This is a genomic window from Massilimicrobiota sp. An142 (assembly GCF_002160725.1).
Lineage (GTDB): Bacteria > Bacillota_I > Bacilli_A > Erysipelotrichales > Coprobacillaceae > Allocoprobacillus > Allocoprobacillus merdigallinarum.
Map to the genome: position 1 here is coordinate 13289 of NZ_NFLD01000019.1, position 16106 is coordinate 29394.

At 31.9% G+C, this 16106-nt stretch carries 18 protein-coding genes; 4 read left to right on the forward strand and 14 right to left on the reverse strand.

Annotated elements, in window-relative coordinates; genetic code table 11:
* Positions 1 to 91 precede the first annotated feature (91 nt).
* Positions 92 to 1045, reverse strand: coding sequence for a trigger factor (tig, locus tag B5E87_RS08865; RefSeq protein WP_087244570.1), 954 nt, complete (start codon positions 1043 to 1045; stop codon positions 92 to 94).
* A gap of 124 nt (positions 1046 to 1169) precedes the next feature.
* Here tig and B5E87_RS08870 point away from each other — a divergent pair, with 124 nt between their 5' ends.
* A complete protein-coding gene (locus B5E87_RS08870; RefSeq protein WP_087244571.1) occupies positions 1170 to 1430 on the forward strand; it encodes a hypothetical protein in 261 nt (86 codons plus the stop codon).
* Here B5E87_RS08870 and B5E87_RS08875 read toward each other — a convergent pair.
* Together B5E87_RS08875 and B5E87_RS08880 are read right to left on the reverse strand one after the other, a co-directional pair.
* Complete coding sequence (locus B5E87_RS08875; protein WP_087244572.1) at positions 1403 to 2266, reverse strand: deoxyribonuclease IV; 864 nt, start codon at positions 2264 to 2266, stop codon at positions 1403 to 1405. The two genes, B5E87_RS08870 and B5E87_RS08875, sit on opposite strands and share 28 nt — an antisense overlap.
* The gene (locus B5E87_RS08880) at positions 2266 to 3636 is read right to left on the reverse strand and encodes a DEAD/DEAH box helicase (RefSeq protein ID WP_087244573.1); all 1371 of its coding nucleotides are present in this window, start codon (positions 3634 to 3636) and stop codon (positions 2266 to 2268) included. The genes B5E87_RS08875 and B5E87_RS08880 overlap by 1 nt, the downstream gene beginning before the upstream one ends.
* Before the next feature lie 299 nt (positions 3637 to 3935).
* On the opposite strand from B5E87_RS08880, the gene B5E87_RS08885 reads away from it, so the two are divergent.
* On the forward strand, positions 3936 to 4559 hold the full coding sequence (locus tag B5E87_RS08885) for a helix-turn-helix domain-containing protein (protein ID WP_087244574.1): 624 nt from the start codon (positions 3936 to 3938) through the stop codon (positions 4557 to 4559).
* 113 nt (positions 4560 to 4672) lie between these two features.
* Entirely contained in the window at positions 4673 to 5008 is a 336-nt protein-coding gene (locus tag B5E87_RS08890; protein ID WP_087244575.1) for a hypothetical protein, read from the forward strand.
* On the opposite strand, the gene B5E87_RS08895 is transcribed toward B5E87_RS08890, so the two are convergent.
* A complete protein-coding gene (locus tag B5E87_RS08895; RefSeq protein WP_087244576.1) occupies positions 5001 to 6569 on the reverse strand; it encodes a MutS-related protein in 1569 nt (522 codons plus the stop codon). The two genes, B5E87_RS08890 and B5E87_RS08895, sit on opposite strands and share 8 nt — an antisense overlap.
* A gap of 50 nt (positions 6570 to 6619) precedes the next feature.
* Positions 6620 to 7192: a MerR family transcriptional regulator gene (locus tag B5E87_RS08900; RefSeq protein ID WP_158095586.1), complete on the reverse strand. Its 573-nt coding sequence runs from the start codon at positions 7190 to 7192 to the stop codon at positions 6620 to 6622.
* Positions 7193 to 7274: 82 nt separating this feature from the next.
* Here B5E87_RS08900 and B5E87_RS08905 point away from each other — a divergent pair, with 82 nt between their 5' ends.
* A complete protein-coding gene (locus tag B5E87_RS08905; protein WP_087244578.1) occupies positions 7275 to 8186 on the forward strand; it encodes a 4-hydroxy-3-methylbut-2-enyl diphosphate reductase in 912 nt (303 codons plus the stop codon).
* A 52-nt stretch (positions 8187 to 8238) separates the two neighbouring features.
* Here the strand turns inward: B5E87_RS08905 and B5E87_RS08910 are convergent, their stop codons facing one another.
* From B5E87_RS08910 to dnaG, 9 genes are all read right to left on the reverse strand, one after another.
* On the reverse strand, positions 8239 to 9582 hold the full coding sequence (locus B5E87_RS08910) for an MATE family efflux transporter (protein ID WP_087244579.1): 1344 nt from the start codon (positions 9580 to 9582) through the stop codon (positions 8239 to 8241).
* 61 nt (positions 9583 to 9643) lie between these two features.
* Complete coding sequence (locus B5E87_RS08915) at positions 9644 to 9913, reverse strand: hypothetical protein (protein WP_087244580.1); 270 nt, start codon at positions 9911 to 9913, stop codon at positions 9644 to 9646.
* Positions 9914 to 9950: 37 nt separating this feature from the next.
* Positions 9951 to 10508 carry a histidine phosphatase family protein gene (locus B5E87_RS08920; protein WP_087244581.1) on the reverse strand — a complete coding sequence of 186 codons (558 nt, stop codon included), beginning with the start codon at positions 10506 to 10508 and terminating at the stop codon, positions 9951 to 9953.
* A gap of 114 nt (positions 10509 to 10622) precedes the next feature.
* Positions 10623 to 11174 carry a DMP19 family protein gene (locus B5E87_RS08925; protein WP_087244582.1) on the reverse strand — a complete coding sequence of 184 codons (552 nt, stop codon included), beginning with the start codon at positions 11172 to 11174 and terminating at the stop codon, positions 10623 to 10625.
* A 9-nt stretch (positions 11175 to 11183) separates the two neighbouring features.
* Positions 11184 to 11642 carry an NUDIX hydrolase gene (locus B5E87_RS08930; protein WP_087244583.1) on the reverse strand — a complete coding sequence of 153 codons (459 nt, stop codon included), beginning with the start codon at positions 11640 to 11642 and terminating at the stop codon, positions 11184 to 11186.
* A 1-nt stretch (position 11643) separates the two neighbouring features.
* Positions 11644 to 12387, reverse strand: coding sequence for a Nif3-like dinuclear metal center hexameric protein (locus B5E87_RS08935; RefSeq protein WP_087244584.1), 744 nt, complete (start codon positions 12385 to 12387; stop codon positions 11644 to 11646).
* Complete coding sequence (locus tag B5E87_RS08940; RefSeq protein WP_087244585.1) at positions 12377 to 13060, reverse strand: tRNA (adenine(22)-N(1))-methyltransferase; 684 nt, start codon at positions 13058 to 13060, stop codon at positions 12377 to 12379. Before B5E87_RS08940 ends, B5E87_RS08935 begins: the two co-directional genes overlap by 11 nt.
* A gap of 1 nt (position 13061) precedes the next feature.
* Complete coding sequence (gene rpoD, locus B5E87_RS08945) at positions 13062 to 14342, reverse strand: RNA polymerase sigma factor RpoD (protein WP_087244586.1); 1281 nt, start codon at positions 14340 to 14342, stop codon at positions 13062 to 13064.
* Positions 14343 to 14350: 8 nt separating this feature from the next.
* Positions 14351 to 16093 carry a DNA primase gene (dnaG, locus tag B5E87_RS08950; RefSeq protein ID WP_087244587.1) on the reverse strand — a complete coding sequence of 581 codons (1743 nt, stop codon included), beginning with the start codon at positions 16091 to 16093 and terminating at the stop codon, positions 14351 to 14353.
* Between the last annotated feature and the right edge of the window lie 13 nt (positions 16094 to 16106).

A 16106-nucleotide genomic window follows, 5' to 3' on the forward strand; every position in this document is an offset into this window, starting at 1 on the left:
CTCTCACCAACATCTATATCCATTATATTATAATATGTTTATTAGCAGATTTATTAAATAAATAAAAACAAAGATTGCCCTGAGACAATCTTTACTCCATAATAAATTTAGCACTGTTTAAAATCAATTGACTTGCTTGAATACGATTTAAATCACGTCTTAAACCTTCTAAATCAATCTTTTCTAAAATATCTTTTTTATCCATTTGATATTGTTGTGACATCAAATCAACCTGACGGTCAACATCTTCATCACTTGTCATTAAATTTTCAACACGAATAATTTCATCAATAATAGCTTCAAAAATAGCTTGTTGTTTAGCAGCTGGCATTAATTGTGCATGTAATGCATCCATATCCATTCCCATCATTTGAAGATATTGTTCTAAAGCCATACCTTGTCCAGCTAATTCATTGCTGACATATTGAACATGTTGATCTAAAGCTTTTTGAATATCAGCTTCATCTACTTCTACATCACTGTTTTCAATCAAAACACCTAAAACTTTATTTTCTTTTTCAGCACGTAATGTCTGAGCATTTTGATTTTCTAAACTTTCTCTGACTTTCTTTTTGAAATCTTCCACTGTCTCAACATCTGGCATTTGGAAAGATTTAACGAATTCTTCATCAAGTTGAGCTTGTGCTTTTGATGCAATGTGATGAACTGTAACCTGGAAAATAACATCTGCACCCGCTAAATCAGCAACCCCATAATTTTCTGGGAAAGTTAGATTTAAATCTCTTGTTTCTCCTTTTTTCATACCAATCATCTGTTCTTCAAATCCTGGTATAAATGATCCAGAACCAATTTCTAATTGATATCCTTCAGCAGTTCCACCATCAAAAGCCACTCCATCTTTTAATCCTTTAAAATCAATTGTTGTGACATCCCCGTTTTCAACAGTTCCTTCTTTTTCAACCAATTGACTCTTTTGTGATAATAAATGTTGGATTTCTTTTTCAACATCTTCGTCTAATACTTGACGTGAAGTCACTTTGACTTCAATTCCTTTGTAATTTCCTAATTGATTAACTTTACTCATCTTTCTAATCCTTTCTATTTAAAACGCTCATATTCTATCATACAATTGATATTTGACGCAAGTCTTATCAAAAATGTGGTCTATTTTCTTAACGCCTACATAGGATATAGTTAAGGAGGAAATTATGACAAATCAAAACAATGAATATATATCATCACTTCAACTAGATGATTTTCAAGTTCTTTTAAAAGAATTTGATATCGAACTTGATCAATCTACACAACAAAGATTATTAAACATGATTAAAAACAATCAATACGCCTTACAACATGAACAATATCATTTTGTTCTAGAAAACTATATAAAAAAATTGACAAGTGAATTCACTTGTCAAAAAATACTTGTATTATTAAATCATTATTTTAAACCATTATTAAATGTTTGATGAACAAACATATTGATTTCTTCACGATAAGGAGCTTTTCCATCAATATAAGGTGTTTCAAGAATCTTTGGAACATCTTTTAATTGAGGATGATGAACAATAGTATTGAGTGTATCAAAGCCAATATATCCATATCCAATATTTTCATGACGATCTTTATGAGCTCCTCGTTCATTTTTAGAATCATTCACATGAACAACCAATAAACGATCTAAACCTATCTTTTGATCAAACTCTTTCAACAAGTCATCAAAATGAGTTAAATCATAACCTGCATCATGTAAATGACAAGTATCCAAACAAACACCCAGTAAAGAAGATAACTTTGTATGTTCAATAATATACTGAAGCTGATCAAAAGTTTTTCCAACTTCACTTCCCTTACCTGCCATTGTTTCTAAAGCAATATGTACTTTTTGGTCTTCATGTAAAACTTCATTCAATCCTTTTACAATCTGATCCAAGCCAGCCTCATCCCCTGCTTTGACATGAGAACCAGGATGTAAAACCAAACGTTTGATACCAATAGCTTCACATCTTTCAATTTCTTCTTTTAAAAAGCGTACAGCTAACTCAAATGTTTCAGGCTTAATCGTATTTGCCAAATTGATAATGTATGGCGCATGAACAACAACATCCTGAATATCAATATGATGTTCTGCCATCAATGCTTTGGCTTCTTCAACACGTAACTGACTCACTGGTTTTCTGGCAGTATTTTGTGGAGCACCTGTATAAAACATAAATGTCGTTGCATCATAGGATAAAGCTTCTTTCACTGATCCTAGCATCATTTCTTTTCCACTCATGGAAACATGACTACCAATCTTCAACATTACTGTGCCTCTCTTTCACGTTTTTCTCTTTGTGCCTGTTTTGCACGTTCTTTCTTTTGTCTTCTAATGTCCTGTTTAATCATCGCACGTCTTTCTTTTTGAACCATAGCTTCAATTTGTCTTTTACGTTTTTTCTTATATCCAGGTTTCACTTTGGCTGGTTTTCTGACAATAGCTGAGATTTTCTTTTCTAATTCAGTTTGATGTTTAACACGTGTCTTACGTTTTTCTCGTTCTTGACTTTGTTTAAACTGCTGTCCTTTTAATTCCTTGACTTCAAAATGAATACCTTTTTTCTCCAAGGCTTCAACCATTTGTTGATTATACGTATCATACATATTATAACATTCACCCGTATATTTTCCACGTCCACAACGACCACTACGATGAATATAGAAATCTAGCTCAGTTGGAAATTCCATATTAATAATATGACTGACACCATCAATATCAATCCCTCTTGCAGCAATATCAGTTGCGACAATATATTGATATTCCATATTTTTGATACGACGCATCATCTGTCGCCTTTCTCTTGGCTCCAGATTTCCATGTATTTCTCCAACCTTATAGCCATCTTCACGCAACTGATGACTTAACTGTTCAACTTCTTCACGTTTATTACAGAAGATAATACAAATGTAGGGATCAATGACCTGCATAATATTTTTTAAAACTTCATAACGCTGACGATGTTTCGTTGGAACCAGATAATGTGAAATATTACGTGATGTTGACAGATGCTCATCAATTTCTATAATCTTTGGTGAGTCCATATATTTCTTTAAGAACGGTCTTAACATTTGTGGAATTGTTGCGGAAAAGACAAGCATCTGAAGATTCTCTTTCATCTTTCCAAGTACTGCATCAATATCCTCTAAATAACCATACTCTAATGTCATATCTGCTTCATCAATGACAAATATATCCGCAGTTGTAATTTTAAGAGCCTGTTCCTCTAAAGATAAATCTTTAATTCGTCCAGGTGTTCCAATAACCAAATGAGGTTGAACATTCAACTTTGAAATTGTTTTTTGTTTATCTTTACCACCAATGATTAATGAAACCCTTAAATTCTTATTATAATTTATAAAAACTTTAGCCTGATCATAAATCTGTTGTGCCAATTCTCTTGTAGGAGCAGTAATGACTGCCTGCACACAATCTGCTGATGTCTCTATCATATCCATAATTGGAATTAAAAAAGCATGTGTTTTCCCTGTTCCTGTCTGTGATATGCCAATCACATCTCGATGTTTATAAACAAGTGGAATGACTGATTTTTGAATTTCTGTTGGTGATTGAAAATTCAACTTTTGTAATGTTTCTTTTACAAAAGGTTGAAATTGATATTGTTCAAATAATTTCATATAATCGCCTCCTTTTAGCCATATGATTATACACTAAAACTTTTAAAAAAGCAAAAAACTTTGATAAAATCTTATATTTTCTTTGATTATTTGTCAAAGCAAAAAGAGGGAAAGACATATTTGACATATATCTTGATATTACAAATGATCCTAGATACAATAATAAAAAGCCTTTTATTAAGCAAAAGCAAACAAAGTGACAAAAAGAACGTAAAAGTTGTCAAAATGACCACATCAGTTGGTAGTATTGCTTTTTTATTTTTTGTTATAATATGAGTGCCTAAGAAAGGAGACTATATATGAACATTGCTGATAGAATACAACATTTAAGAAAAGTAAAAGGGATATCACAAGAAGAACTTGCCAATCAAATTGGTGTTTCACGACAATCCGTTTCTAAATGGGAAAGCGAACAAACTTTACCAGACATTGAAAAGATTATTTTATTGAGTGACTTTTTTGAAGTAACAACAGACTATTTACTCAAAGGTATTGAACCCGCTCCTCATGAGTCTATATCAACGCACGAAAAACCTAATGGTGTCATTTTTACAATTGTTGCAACGACAATGAATGCCCTTGGATTGATTGTTGCTGCCATGATATGGAATGAAGAACAGACTGCCATAGCAACACTCACCGGACTCATTTTGATTATCTTTGGATGTATGATTTATGGTATTGGTATGGTCATATCAGATCAATCTTCTCAGACAAAAGCCAAACAATTATTTTGGTCCATAAATATATGGACATTAACATTCATTCCTTTATCTATGGCATATAACATCATGACAAGTGGCTTAGGAACTGCTCCATATCCTCTTCTTGATGCTTCCTATGTTGGATTTATTCTTTTTTGGATGATTTATATCATGCTTGGCAGTATTGTTAATCTTCTCATTTATAAACAAAGAGCATAAAATATCTCATGACGATTTTGATGATTTCTCTTCAAAGTCGTTATTTTTCTTTATCCAAAACACAAGTATCATCTTTTTTCTTTTAACATATCTTAACATAGGAGGTGTTAATCATGTATCCACAATATCCACCCTATGATTTTTATCCCTATTATCCACCAATGATGTATCAAAAACCATCATTATTACAATCTATGAGATATTCACTTCATCAGATGAATCTTTCATCAACGATTCAGACAGCTCAAAAAACACTTTATACGGCTAATCAGCTCATTCCTATTATCAATCAATTACGTCCTGTTTTGCATAACGCCAAAACAGCTTTCCGTGTTGTTAAAGCTGTGAAGAGTTTTGATTTAGATGACATAGATGAGGATATTGATAAAAATGTTCAAGTGGAATCACAGACTTTTGAAAATATGTTACCAGTAAGAAAGCCTAGTTAGGCTTTCTTATGGCATTGATAATGTCTGCATCATATCCATAAATTTCCAATAATGCAATCGCATTTCCTACTGTACAACGTCCCTGATGTATTTTATAATCACAGGATAATTGATTATTCACAATCGCATCACGGAAACAATACTGATCAATCCAAGGAAACTTTTCAACCAAAGATAAATCATGTGTTGTCACCAAAATCAATGATGAACTTTGAAATAAATAAGTCAAAATAGCCTGAGAAATCATCACACGTTCTTTTTCATTTGTTCCTCTTAAAATTTCATCAATAAAGATCATACAATCCTTTTCTTTCACATCATCTATCATGGCTTTTAAAGTTTTAATTTCTTTTACATAATAACTATCTCCTGATGTTAAATCATCTTTCATATGAATGGCACTATGAATCGTATAATGATAACACTTCCATTCATCTGCAAAACATGTATGCAAAGTTTTCGCCATCAGCATATTGATACCAATCATTTTTAAGAATGTAGACTTACCTGATGCATTGGATCCTGTAATCATACAAGAACGTGTTGTTGAAAAACTATTTTTTACAGGATTAGAAATTAAAGGATGGTAAGCTTCGACAAATGAAAGCTGTTTATCTTGTGTTAATTCAGGCAAACACGTGACATAACGTTCACGTACTAATCGCACACTTAAAGCAACATCTGCAGTTCCTAAATATTCATAGAAAGTAAGCATATAGCTTTCCATGTCTTCTTGATGCTTTAATAATATGAGATATTGATGTAGTGATAACATAAAGAAGCTTTGGATTGTCTGTGTGAAATAGAAAACATCTATTTTAGAAATCTTATAAATGACACGTGCCAATACTGTATATGTCTTTGCTTTTTTAAGCATTGGCTTTAATTTTTGAATATCTTCTTCAGGAAAAACACGATGTTTAACCAAATGTGATAAAGCTTCAATCATAAAACAATAACTCATTGTTTCCGTCACAATAGTCTTTGTACGTTGACTATAATAAGTATTCAAAAGAATCATCAAAGCTGCATATATACAAAGTGGTAAAAAAATCAGCTCACCTAAGAAAAACCACATGATGATAAATACAATCGGACAAAAACCTAAGCACATGATAAGTCGTCTTTCCCATAACGAAAAGACTTGAGAATGCTGAAACAAGCCTAAACATGCGTCATATTCTTTACTTAACTGATAAAGTTGATAAAGTGTATCAGATAAGATTTGAGGATTCTGATAACGCTGAACCATCATTTCTAACAAACGATGATCACATTGTTTTGATAACATACGACCATACATATATTCTCTACCTATATTCGTATAGGTAAAGTCACATTTCTGTAAAACTTTTAATAACAGAAAATCATCAATTTCCTGTTTAGATATTGCTTTTTCTTTTAAAGTTTCAGCATATTCCTCATTCCATTCTATTTCATCCTTTTCAAGCTGATATGGAAACAGTTGAACTAATCGTTTATGCATAAAAACATTCCATAAGCCTTTCAAAACCATAATCACTATCAATATCAGTAAAATAGCTACCCAAAATATCATCATGGTATCTCACCTCACCTTGACTTTACAGCACTACCCTTGGGGTAAAGCAACTATTTTTTTATTTTTTGATAAATTTCATATAAAAACAGTCTAAATGTAGAAGAAAAGTGAATCACTAAAATAAGTAACATGGCTAAAGAAGCCAATATAGATAAAAATGAGTCATTATCAAATAAAAATAAAGCATAAATAAAAATAGATAAACAAATTATGATTTTTTCAAAGGGTAGGATGGTTTGTGTAGAAGAATTGATTTTTTTCAATTGTTTGGTTTGTTCTAGCTGATGGCTTAAATTATCTAATGTCTGTTTTTGCGTCAAACTCTTTTTCACATCATCAATATATTGTAATGATGTTTCAATATCAAAAATCTGTTTTTCATATTCTTCTTTTTTCAGATCAAAAATATCATATTGATTATTGATCAGTATATCTTTAATTTGAGAAATAGAGAAATCAAGTTGTCTTAAACATTTAATCTGCATCAATCTTTCAATATCTTTCTGTTGATAAACACGATAACCATGAGCATCTTTTTGAGGATGAATGAGCCTTTTTTGTTCATAAATCATAATCGTTTTCTTAGATAAATTTAATTGTTGAGAAACTTCCTGAATATGCATCATTAATCACCTGTTTTCATTATATAAAGATTTCTTCATCATCACAAGAAATTATGATACAATGAAGTGGAGGTGAAAAGGTATGCAAGTGAAAGCTATTACCCCAAGAGGATATTGTAAAGGTGTCGTCCGTGCTATTGAAATAGCTAAAAACGCACAAAATGAACAACAACCTATTTATATCTTAGGAATGATTGTTCATAATCAATATATTGTTGATGCATTAAAAGAAAGAGGTATTCAGACAATTGATATTCCTGGTCAAACACGTCTAGAATTATTAAATCAGATTCAACACGGAACCGTCATTGTCACTGCTCATGGTGCCAGTGAGCAGGTATTTGAAAAAGCGAAAAATAAAGGCCTCAATGTCATTGATGCCTCATGTTTAGATGTGATTAAGACACATGATTTAATCAAAAAGAAATTGAATGAAGGATATGACATTTTATATATTGGAAAAAAAGGACATCCTGAAGCTGAAGGTGCTATTTCTATTGATGAAAAACGAGTTCATTTGATTACCAGCAAAAATGATATTCAAATGATGGATCCAAATAAGCATTATGTGATGACGAATCAGACAACCATGTCTTTATATGATGTCTATGATTTATGTGAGTATGCCAAAACGATACTTCCTCATGTCACAATCGAAAAAGAAACTTGTACAGCAACGAAAATCAGACAAGAAGCTATTAAAAACATGGAAGAAGATATTGATATTGTTTTCATTGTGGGTGATCCTCATTCTAACAATACTCAAAAACTAGCAAGCATTGCTAGTGAAAAGAAAGAAGTTCATATGATTGAGAGTCTTGATGATTTAAATATTAACTGGTTAAAAGGGAAAAAGAAAGCTGCAGTCTCTTCAGGTGCATCTACACCAACCTATTTAACAAATCAAGTTATAGAATTCTTACATCAATTTAATGAAAATGATCCTCAGACCTTCTTTAAACAACCGATAGACTTAACAAAAATATTAGACTAAATGCATGTTTTCATGCATTTTTTTATTAAAAAAGTTTTCCAGAAAGGAAAACTTAATCATCAGGTAACCATTTCACTTTATGATAATAAATAATAAACATAATAGCAGCACTGATCCATGTCACTGGCCAGCCAAAGAAAACAAAGAAAACATCAGATGTCATTGAGGTTACAATAGCTAAATAAATCTGTCTTAAAATAACAAAATTAAATACCATAATATACATTGGGATAGATGATTTTCCAGCCCCTCTTAAAACACCATTATAGATTTGTACAATTGGTAATAACATATAACATGTTAAAAAGGCAAATAACATTTTCCATCCTGCTTCTACTACTGCCTGATCGCTATTAAAGATACGAATAACATCTCTTCCAAAGAAGAATAAAAAGACAGTCATAGCTCCCACAACCGCAAAAGTCATCCATAAAGCTATCTTTGAACCACGTTTGACACGATCATATCGCTTAGCTCCAATATTTTGTCCAACAAATGTTGTAATTGCCATATTAAAACTTTGTAAAGGCAAATTCACAAAACCATCAATACGAATCGTTGCTGAATAACCTGCCACAACATCTGAGCCAAAAACATTGACATAAGATTGCACCACGACATTAGATAAAGACACAATACTTTGTTGTAAAGCCGTAGGCAATCCAATCATAATAATACGCTTTAAAATAGGAAGATGAAAACGAATTTTTCTTATTTTTAAAGCATAGACTTCATCACTTTTCATCAAGACAATACAAACCAGTAAAGCACTTAATGCCTGAGAAACATCAGTTGCAATAGCTGCTCCTGCCACACCCATATGGAAACCTCTCACTAACAATAAATCTAACACAATATTTGTTAAACAGGCTGCTACTAGAAAATAGAGCGGCCTTTTTGAATCTCCAACAGCACGTAAAACACCTGCCCCCATATTATAAATTAATGCAAAAGTGATTCCACCAAAATAAATTGTTAAATATGTTGATGATTCAGGAAACACATCTGCAGGTATACCTATCATATGTAGAAGTGGATTAGTGAATAAAACACCAACAATCGTTAAGAAAATAGCCATAACAATCGTTAAAGCTGCTGAACTATGAATAGCCTGTTTTAATCTTTTAGAATCATTGGCTCCGTAGTATTGAGCAATCACAACTCCTGCACCTGTTGCCAATCCCATAAAAAAACCAATAAGCATATTTGTGATAGGTGAAGACGCCCCAACAGCAGCCAATGCCTGTTTAGAAACATAATTCCCTACGACATATGCATCTACAGTATTATATAGTTGTTGGAATAGATTTCCAATCAAAAGTGGGATTGAAAACCAAAAAATAGATTTTGCTATACTTCCATAAATCAAATCTGTAGATTTTCGACTTTGATCCATCCTTTTCTCCCCTTTCCCTATACAAACAATTATTGTACTCCTGTTTTTTATTTTTACAATACTATAAATCTACAAAATCTATGGTTCTTAAAGAATTAATATTTTGAATAAGATCTTTTTGCATTTCTATTTCAACACGATATGGATAAGATGATTGATATGTATCTAATTTTTGATCAATCATTAAAGCTTCTTTTTCATGATGTTCAATCCATCTTTCATAAATAGATAAAGTGCGTAATCCCACTAAATAAGACTGTATATTTTTTTGAAAATCAATACTTAATGATTGATATAATGGAATCGCTTTTGAATCATTACCAAAAATCATTTCACAATAAAAAGCACTTCTAAGAGTGCTTCATTTCTTAAATGTTCAGCATTTCAACAAATGTAAATTGACCTTGATCATAATGAAAATGTAAAATACTACAATTCCCTAATTTTTGACCATTCAATAATTGTTCAGGTTGCCCTAAATGTGATAAAAAACAACGACAAGCTCCAGCATGTGATACAGCCAAAACAGTCTGACATGCATCCTGTTCCATAATATCCTTTAGCGTTGTTACCATTCTTTCCATAACCTGTAATCTTGTTTCTCCCCCATAAATAGGAAAGAAATCATCATATTTATCAACAGGAGGATTTAAATCTTCACTTTCACCTTCAAACACACCAAAATATCTTTCTTTAATTCCCTTTAATCTTTGATAAGGTTGATGAGTCACAAGTTCAAGTGTATCACAACATCTTTCAGACGTAGAGCTATAACAATGATCAAAATGAATATCTTTTAATAATTCTCCTGCTTTTTGAGCTTGTTCTATTCCTTTTTCAGTTAATGGAGAATCACACCATCCCTGTATCTTTCTTCTTTGATTAAATAATGTTTCACCATGCCTCATTAAATATAAATCTTTCATATTCCATACCTCCATAAATATTATAGATGAAACCTTGACCACACTCAAGACAAACGACACTATAAAGAAAAACACTCCTAAGAGTGTTAAAATTCAAATTGTTATTTCATCAATTCATTTTTCTATAAATTCATCTTTATATTCTTGAAGATATTGAATAAGAAAATGATAACATTCTTCTTCTACATCATTGTAGTAGTACTCATCTATTTTATTTAACTGCTCAGACATTTTTGGATCACTATACATTTCTACAATCTCATGGGCATTCTTTAAGTATTGATAACTATCATTCAACTTTAAAGTTTGTAAAGTATGAAGTGTAGATTCAACAAATTCATAACCATTATAAAAAAATTGTTCAATACCACCACTCCCTGTTTCTCCAAGAAAATGAAACACCAGCCAAAAATTCCTTTGATATTCATTTAACTGATCCAAATCATAACCATAATCACAAAGTTCAGATATGCGTAGCCAAACTTCATCAACTGACTCTTGCGTCATATCCTGATGAAGAATATCTTCTAAGGGCTTTTGTGGAATTTCATGAAAAATATCTGTTGCAAGTTCCTTTTCCAGTACTGATGCTCTTTGACCAGTTACATAAAAATAAATACCTATAAAAAAGAAAGCAGCAATCAATCCAATTACAATTTTCTTCATTTTTAAACCTTAATAACAACTTTCCTGATAATCTATTAACTGATCATTTTCATAAACAATCTTTGCACTATGAAATTTTGAATCTTGAATCCATTCAAAGAAATGATAATCACCTTCCCACATAGGTAAAGATGAAATCTGATCATTGTCGATCCACTGTAAAATACCTTCATCACATTCATGAATTTCACCACTAAAATCCCAGCATGTATAAACAAACATCCCTTCATCCTGACCGTGGTAAAGTTTAGGAAAAACAACAAATCCATGAAGCTGAAGCTTTAGCGCAGTTAAACCTGTTTCTTCATAGATTTCTCGTCTCATGCATTCTTCAGCACTTTCACCCTCTTCGAATTTTCCACCAACACCAATCCATTTTCCACCATTGATGTCATTTTCTTTTTTTATACGATGGAGCATAAGTGTCTGATGATCCTTTTGAATATAACACATGGTTGTCAAAATCATATTATCGGTAGTGATAATAATCAGGAGAACTTCCTTCTATTATCTCTACATTCACTTCCTTTTCTAATAATTCTTTTAATTTTCTCACCATCATGTTTTCTGCATGATGATGAATATCAACCAATAACATATGATGGTCAACTGCATTTTTCGCATGACGATATTTGGTATCTCCAGTTAAATAGGCATCTGCTTTTCCATAGAACTGTGACATAAAATCTGCTCCACTTCCCCCACATATCGCAACCTTACGAACCATATCAGCATGTCCAGCATATTGAAAATGCTTTAAATGATAAGTTGTCTGTACATGGTCAAGAAAATCATCCATTGTCATAGGCTGATTCAAAGTGGCTATGCGTGTGATTCCATCTTCACCACGTTCGATATCATGAACACATAATGCTTCCATGAGCCATTCATTCATTGCCACATTATCTAAAGCCGTATGTGAGCTATAAACAACAATATGATGTTCAATAGCTTTAAAAATAAATGCGCCCATAAAATCATCCTGATCAATATTCACAATGGGATCTAATAAAAATGGATGATGTGTAATTAACATCTGACAACCCTTTTCAATAGCTTCATCAATAGTCTGTAAATCAGCATTTAACGCAATCATTATCTTAGAAACTTCTGTTTCAATCTGACCAATCTGTAATCCACATTTATCCCATTCTTCCTGTAAAGAAAGAGGAAAATGCTTTTCCATAACTGCAATAATCTCTTTAGCCTTCATTGAGCTCACCTTCTATCATTTCAATCATATGTAAAACTTCCTGATAACGAGGATGGTTTTCCTCTAAAGAAGTCAATATATTTTGATAAATATGTAATTGTCTTCTCCATTTTTCATAAAATAAAGTATTTTTCTTTTGTCTTAAATAAGGTCCAAAATAAATATCTTCTTCCTGATAAGAAAGTTGTTTTGATGTTTTCTGACAAACCATAATTTCATAAATATGATGTGCATCTTTCACAATATCTTCATCAATAATTTCTATCTGATGTAAATAAAGATACTCACGTAAAACTTCTAAACCTACATTAGCCTGTAAAAATAATCGTTGATCTTGGATATATTCAGGAAATTCATCTAATATATCCACAATTAACTTACCACCCATACCACAAATACTAATCATATCGACTTGTTGATCTAAAAGTGGATGAATACCACTGCCAAGCAGTGGTATGACTTTATTCTCTAAATGATAACTCCCAATCGTTTCTATAGATGCTTGGATAGGTCCCTTCGCTATATCACAGGCATAAGCCTTTTGAATGACATTTTCATTCACTAAATAACAAGGTAAGTAAGCATGATCAGTTCCTATATCTCCAAGACTTTCTCCATGTTTATATTTGATAATCAAGTCCGCAATGGCCTGTAATCTTTTTGATAGTTTCATATTAACGATCTAAGAAATCCTTTAAACGTTTTGAACGTGATGGATGTTTTAATTTTCTTAAAGCTTTGGCTTCAATCTGACGGATACGTTCACGTGTGACATTAAATTCTTTACCAACTTCTTCAAGTGTTCTCGTACGACCATCATCAAGACCAAAACGTAAACGTAAAACTTTTTCTTCACGATCTGTTAATTCTAATAAAACTTCATTTAATTCATCTTTTAATAATTCATTCGCAGCATAATCATCTGGTGACATTGCCCCTTCATCTTCAATGAAATCTCCTAAATGTGAATCATCTTCTTCACCAATTGGCGTTTCTAATGATACAGGTTCTAAAGATATCTTTTGAATTTCACGTACTTTTTCTGGTGTCATACCATCCATCTTTTCAGAAATTTCTTCTGCTGAAGGTTCACGTCCTAATTCTTGGATCAATTGTCTTTGAACTCTTGTTAATTTATTGATCGTTTCAACCATATGAACTGGAATACGAATTGTTCTAGCCTGATCTGCAATAGCACGTGTAATAGCTTGTCTAATCCACCATGTTGCATATGTAGAAAACTTAAATCCTTTTGTATAATCAAATTTTTCAACAGCTTTGATAAGTCCCATATTTCCTTCTTGAATCAAATCAAGGAATAACATTCCTCTACCAACATATCTTTTTGCGATAGATACAACAAGACGTAAGTTGGCAGCTGCCAATTTCTTTTTAGCTTCTTCATCACCGTCTAATATTCTTTTCGCAAGAGAAATTTCTTCGTCATGACTTAATAATTCAACACGTCCAATTTCTTTTAAATACATTTTCACTGGATCATTAATTTTTACATTGCTTCCAAGCTGATTAGAATCATCTTCTTCCTCATTGCTGTACATATTAACAGTATCTCCTGTTAACATGTCAAAATCGCCGCCAAAGTCTAAATCAGCAACATCATTGTCAATATCTGAATCTAAATCATCTAAATTATCCAAATCATCCAATGTTTCTAATGCTTCAAGATCATCCAAATCACTTGCCATACCACTCATTAACTGATCATCATCAATATCATCTAAAGCATCAAATCCATCTTCAATTAAAATATCATTATCCGTAATAAAAGATAATAATTCTTCAGCTGATTCATCATCTAAGTCATACTTTGTTAAAAAGGCATCTAAATCATCTTGAGATAATTTACCACCCATAGCTTCAGCTGTTTCTTTGATTAAATTCTTCAAATCATCCAATGTCACTGGTGTTGCTTTCTTTTTCATATCCTTTTTCATATTACTTTTTATTGACCTCCTAATTTAACAATCTCATTTAAAATCTGTGCCTTTTGTTGAGGATCTAATATATAACGAAATTGTTCTAATAACTGTTCTTTTTTCATTTTCTTTGCATGATTTCCTATGGTTTCTATATAATCATCTATCGCTTTTTCTTCATATTCTTGAGGCAAAGGAGATTGTGCAATCTCTACCACAGTTTGTATCAAATCTTCTTTTTGTATACTATTTATCAAATCTGCAATTTCTAATTGATTATGATGACGATAGTAGTCAATAATATAAGAAGCAATGATACGATATTGATCATTGTACATAAAACCTGCTTTTGCTTCATATTTCAAAGCGACACTTTTATGATTTAACATATAAAATAACAAATCATGTTCAGCTTGCTGATATTTATCCTTTAAATGTGTTATTTTCTTTTGCGGGACTCTTGTTTCCTGATGAAATTGAGGTTTCATCCCATTGATCTGCTGATGAATCAGATCATAAGAAAAACCTGACTGTTTCGATAAAACCTGAATGTAATAATCCTGATCAATAGGATCATGAATTTTAGCAATTTCATAACACATTTTCTCTAAATAATTTTTACGATCATCATAATTTTGAGAATCTATTTTCTGATACTCAAAATTCATTAAAAATTCAATCGGTTTCAATGTCTTTTTAAGGGCTTCCTGTAATCCTTCTTTACCTTGTTCTTCATAGATTTCATCAGGATCATGATTATCAGGTAAAACAATAATGGATACCTGAAAACCAGCTTCCTCCAATTCTCTGGCAGCTTTACTCATAGCTGTTTGCCCAGCCTGATCACCATCCAAACACAAATGAACATGATGCGTCAGACGACGTAAAGCCTGAATATGTCCCTTTGTCAGAGCTGTTCCCATAATAGCAACTGTATTTTCAATACCTGCTTTATACATCGCTATGACATCCATAAATCCTTCCAGTAAGTATATAAATCCAGCTTCTTTAACCGCATCTTTACATTGATGGTAATGATAAAGTGTCTGTCCTTTAATAAAAATATCAGATTCAGGAGAATTGACATACTTGCTGTCAGTTTGTGTTGGTTTATAAATACGTCCACTAAATCCAACAACCTGTCCTTGCTGATTATACAATGGAAACATAATACGATCTTGGAAACGGTCAAAATGCTGATATGATTCTACAATCAGACCAGACTTGACCATATCTATTTCCTGAAAGCCCAATTTTTCAAATGCCTGATATAAAGTTGACTGCAAAGGTGCATAGCCAATTTGAAATTCTTTAATCAATTCATCAGAAAAATGACGTTTCGTTAAATAAGCTTTTGCTTCCAGTCCCAATTTTGTATTGAGATAGTAACTATAAATTTTCTGTGCTTCTTCGTGCATTTGATAAAGTGAAGCATTTTCTTTAGAAATCGGTGATGAAACGACATCTAAATGATATTCACTTAAATCAATATGACCTATTTCGGCAACTTTTTTAACAGCTTCTATGTATGATATTTTTAAATATTTCTGTAAAAATGTAAAAACATTGCCTCCCGTACCACACACAAAACACATAAAAATTTGCTTATCAGGCGAAACAGACATTGAAGGATGTTTATCATCATGAAAAGGGCATAATGCTATGTAATTTCTTCCTTTCTTTTCCAAAGGAAGATACTCGCCAATCACATCAACAATATCAACGCTCTGCCTGATTTCATTTATCTTTTCCTGTGATAGACGTGCCATATATGCCCTCCTT

Excerpts from the sequence above, each read along its gene's own strand:
- tig (WP_087244570.1), bottom strand. The coding sequence starts at position 1,045 with ATGAGTAAAGTTAATCAATTAGGAAATTACAAAGGAATTGAAGTCAAA.
- B5E87_RS08870 (WP_087244571.1), top strand. The coding sequence starts at position 1,170 with ATGACAAATCAAAACAATGAATATATATCATCACTTCAACTAGATGAT.
- B5E87_RS08875 (WP_087244572.1), bottom strand. The coding sequence starts at position 2,266 with ATGTTGAAGATTGGTAGTCATGTTTCCATGAGTGGAAAAGAAATGATG.
- B5E87_RS08880 (WP_087244573.1), bottom strand. The coding sequence starts at position 3,636 with ATGAAATTATTTGAACAATATCAATTTCAACCTTTTGTAAAAGAAACA.
- B5E87_RS08885 (WP_087244574.1), top strand. The coding sequence starts at position 3,936 with ATGAACATTGCTGATAGAATACAACATTTAAGAAAAGTAAAAGGGATA.
- B5E87_RS08890 (WP_087244575.1), top strand. The coding sequence starts at position 4,673 with ATGTATCCACAATATCCACCCTATGATTTTTATCCCTATTATCCACCA.
- B5E87_RS08895 (WP_087244576.1), bottom strand. The coding sequence starts at position 6,569 with ATGATGATATTTTGGGTAGCTATTTTACTGATATTGATAGTGATTATG.
- B5E87_RS08900 (WP_158095586.1), bottom strand. The coding sequence starts at position 7,192 with ATGCATATTCAGGAAGTTTCTCAACAATTAAATTTATCTAAGAAAACG.
- B5E87_RS08905 (WP_087244578.1), top strand. The coding sequence starts at position 7,275 with ATGCAAGTGAAAGCTATTACCCCAAGAGGATATTGTAAAGGTGTCGTC.
- B5E87_RS08910 (WP_087244579.1), bottom strand. The coding sequence starts at position 9,582 with ATGGATCAAAGTCGAAAATCTACAGATTTGATTTATGGAAGTATAGCA.
- B5E87_RS08915 (WP_087244580.1), bottom strand. The coding sequence starts at position 9,913 with ATGATTTTTGGTAATGATTCAAAAGCGATTCCATTATATCAATCATTA.
- B5E87_RS08920 (WP_087244581.1), bottom strand. The coding sequence starts at position 10,508 with ATGAAAGATTTATATTTAATGAGGCATGGTGAAACATTATTTAATCAA.
- B5E87_RS08925 (WP_087244582.1), bottom strand. The coding sequence starts at position 11,174 with ATGAAGAAAATTGTAATTGGATTGATTGCTGCTTTCTTTTTTATAGGT.
- B5E87_RS08930 (WP_087244583.1), bottom strand. The coding sequence starts at position 11,642 with ATGATTTTGACAACCATGTGTTATATTCAAAAGGATCATCAGACACTT.
- B5E87_RS08935 (WP_087244584.1), bottom strand. The coding sequence starts at position 12,387 with ATGAAGGCTAAAGAGATTATTGCAGTTATGGAAAAGCATTTTCCTCTT.
- B5E87_RS08940 (WP_087244585.1), bottom strand. The coding sequence starts at position 13,060 with ATGAAACTATCAAAAAGATTACAGGCCATTGCGGACTTGATTATCAAA.
- rpoD (WP_087244586.1), bottom strand. The coding sequence starts at position 14,342 with ATGAAAAAGGATATGAAAAAGAAAGCAACACCAGTGACATTGGATGAT.
- dnaG (WP_087244587.1), bottom strand. The coding sequence starts at position 16,093 with ATGGCACGTCTATCACAGGAAAAGATAAATGAAATCAGGCAGAGCGTT.